General features: G+C 61.0%; 3 protein-coding genes and 1 pseudogene. All 4 read right to left on the reverse strand.

Annotation, left to right across the window (positions count from 1 at the left end; genetic code table 11):
* Window positions 1-1,681 (reverse strand): EcoAI/FtnUII family type I restriction enzme subunit R (gene hsdR / locus QZY03_RS30810; RefSeq protein ID WP_295588031.1); only part of this gene is annotated, 1,681 nt, incomplete at its 3' end.
* 17 nt (window positions 1,682-1,698) lie between these two features.
* On the reverse strand, window positions 1,699-1,953 hold the full coding sequence (locus tag QZY03_RS30815; protein WP_295588033.1) for a Txe/YoeB family addiction module toxin: 255 nt from the start codon (window positions 1,951-1,953) through the stop codon (window positions 1,699-1,701).
* Complete coding sequence (locus QZY03_RS30820) at window positions 1,950-2,201, reverse strand: type II toxin-antitoxin system prevent-host-death family antitoxin (RefSeq protein ID WP_295588035.1); 252 nt, start codon at window positions 2,199-2,201, stop codon at window positions 1,950-1,952. The genes QZY03_RS30815 and QZY03_RS30820 overlap by 4 nt, the downstream gene beginning before the upstream one ends.
* 103 nt (window positions 2,202-2,304) lie before the next feature.
* Window positions 2,305-2,619, reverse strand: a pseudogene (locus tag QZY03_RS30825) (NYN domain-containing protein); the annotation flags it as partial.
* Window positions 2,620-2,885: the final 266 nt, after the last annotated feature.

Raw genomic sequence — 2,885 nt, forward strand, 5'->3', positions numbered from 1 at the left:
TGACGGCTGGTGTTTTGGTCGACTTCAGACGATACCGCCGGTCTCCCGCTGCCGCCACCTCCGCAGGAGCCGCCGGCCCTGGTCCAGCCCACCCGTGCACAGCGCCCGGCCTCAGGCAAAAATGGCCAAAGTCGAGCTTGAATTCCACCATTGAATTGATCGGGCGCATCAGCGCGATATTGCGCACGTTACGCGCATCCACCCCGGTCGAGAGCTTCTGTGAGGTGGTGAGGATGGTCGGGATCGTCTTCTCGTTGTCCTGGAAGGCGCGCAGGTGCTGCTCGCCCAGGGCGCCATCGTTCGCGGTTACCCGGTGGCAGTAGTTCGGGTCCTGGCTCGTCTTCAGTTGATTGATGAGGTCGCGGATGGCGAGCGCGTGCGCCTGGTTCGCACAGAACACCAGCGTCTTCTCGCGCGGGTCGATCTGCGACAGCAGGATCTCGACGCGCTTCTGCTCGCGCTCGCGGATCTCAATGATCCGGTTGAAGTCTTTTTCCTCATACCGCTTGCCCGCCTCGATCTCGCCCTCGACCACGGTATCGTCCGGCGTATAGACATAGTCGTCGAGCGTGGTCGCAATCTGCTTTACGCGGAAGGGGGTGAGGAACCCGTCGTTGATCCCCTCCTTAAGCGAATAGGTGAAGACCGGCTCGCCGAAATAGGCGTAGGTATCGACGTTCTCCTTGCGCCTGGGGGTCGCGGTGAGCCCAAGCTGCACGGCCGGCGCGAAATGCTCCAGGATGCCGCGCCACTGGCCCTCGTCGTTCGCGCCGCCGCGGTGACACTCGTCGACCACGATGAAGTCGAAGAAGTCCGGCGGGTAATCGCCGAACCAGGGCGACGGCTGCCCGTCTTTCGGCGGCCCGCTCATGAAGGTCTGGAAGATGGTGAAGAAGAGGCTCCCGTTCTTCGGCACCCGCCCCTTGCGGCGGATGTCCGCGGGCTCGATCCGCACCAGGGCATCCTCGGGGAATGCCGAGAAAGCGTTGTAGGCTTGATTCGCCAGGATGTTGCGGTCGGCGAGGAAGAGGATGCGCGGCCGGCGGGTCGGCTCCCCGTCACGCGCCCAGTCGGCGAGGTTCCAGCGGCTATGAAAGAGCGTCCAGGCAATCTGGAACGCGATGAAAGTCTTGCCGGTGCCGGTCGCGCGCGTGAGTAGGATGCGCAGCCGTCCAGCGACGATCGCCGCCAGCACCCGCTCGACGGCGATGTCCTGGTAGTAGCGGCTCTGGAAGTAGCCGCCCCGGTCGTCGAAGGGCACGGCCGCGAACCGGTCACGCCAGCGGTTCGGGGCCGCAAAGGTCCGGTCCCACAGTGCGTCCGGTGACGGAAACCCCGTGCGCTCGCACTCGGCGCCCGTCTCCATATCGATCTCGTAGAATCCCTGTCCATTGCTCGAATAGGCGAAACGCACGCACAGCCGGCCGGCGTAGTCCTTGGTCTGCATGACTCCCTCGGTCAGCAGCTTCGTCCAGGCCTTTGCCTCCAGGGTCGCGAGCTTGTGGTTCCTGTACACCAGCACATAGTCCGCTTTGAGAGGCATCGCGCGACGACCTTGGCCCTGGAGGCGTCCGAGCGTGATCGGGTATTCGCGCAGAATCCGGCTCCCCTCGACCACGCCCCAACCGGCTGCCTTGAGAACGGGATCGATATGCTCGGCTCGCGTTTGGGCTTCGTTCATTCGTGACTCGCTGGTCTTCAGTAGTGAAAGCGGGCCTGCGCGATCAGCAGCGCGTCATCGGTCACCTTGTAGACCAAGCGGTGTTCATCAGTAATCCGTCGCGACCAGTAACCTGCCAGTGCGTGCTTCAGCGCCTCGGGTTTGCCGATACCCGAGAAAGGATCGCGTTGGCAGTCACGGATCAGTTGATTGATCCGATTCAGCGTCTTGCGGTCCTGTGTCTGCCAGTACAGATAATCCTCCCAGGCGCGCTCGGAGAACACCAGTTTCATTCGACGAGGTCCCGCTCGCCCCCACCGCCCTGCTCCAACTCGGCGATGGAATCCAGCAAACGCCTGGCGTTGTTGGGACTGCGCAACAGATAGGCGGTCTCCTCCAAGGCACTGTAGTCCTCCAGGGATACCATCACGACCGATTGGTCGGACTCGCCGGTAATGATGACGGGTTCGTGATCCACGCAGACCCGGGTGATGGTATGGGCGAGGTCGGCATGGGCCTTCGTAAAGGTGATCGCTTGCATGGATTCGTTACCTCAGTATTCTGGGGCGCTCTGCGCGCCGGGGCGGCCCCTGCCGCAAAGCGGCAAACACATGGGTGACACCGCAGGAGCGGTGTCACCAGGAACCCTCGAACCGCCGCGTATACAGCAGATCCATCGCATCGATAATCATCGTATTATCAGTGGCATTCTTCCCGCTGGTATAGGCAAACTGCTGAACTGGTTTAATGGAGAAGGTGTTGAGCACCTTTTTCCACGATGCGCTTCCCGGTGACGTAAAATCGCCATAAATGCGCCTTACGGTGGCCTCGCCAAAGCGCGCAACCTCTTCCAGCAGCCCCGCGATCACCGCGGCCTGGGCATTATCGGCATCAATCAGTACGGCGAGACGCTTCGCCGGCGCGTCCGCTTCGACCTTAACCAAAGTTCGTGCTTGCATCGGAATAGTAACTCTTTGTGATCTTTGTATCTCTTGGCGAGAAATGTTATTTCGTGATAACGAGTCAGAAATAAGTTAAAAGAGTAATGCCATCGTTGTCGTTGTCGGAGAAGCAATTCATTTCGGGTACAAGCAGCCCGATGTCGGCCTTGATCATCGTTTCGGCCGGCGGCGGCCTCTCCGCAACTGGAGGTCGAGGCTTTAGCCGGTGGCGAGTCCCGAGATCTAAAAGAAAATCAGTGGTTCCTGCACGCCGGACCGGCTAA

The sequence above is a fragment of the uncultured Lamprocystis sp. genome, from assembly GCF_903933125.1.
In the GTDB taxonomy this organism is placed as follows: domain Bacteria; phylum Pseudomonadota; class Gammaproteobacteria; order Chromatiales; family Chromatiaceae; genus Thiodictyon.

Coding starts and splice junctions, on each gene's coding strand:
- QZY03_RS30815 (WP_295588033.1), bottom strand. CDS start 1,953: ATGAAACTGGTGTTCTCCGAGCGCGCCTGGGAGGATTATCTGTACTGG.
- QZY03_RS30820 (WP_295588035.1), bottom strand. CDS start 2,201: ATGCAAGCGATCACCTTTACGAAGGCCCATGCCGACCTCGCCCATACC.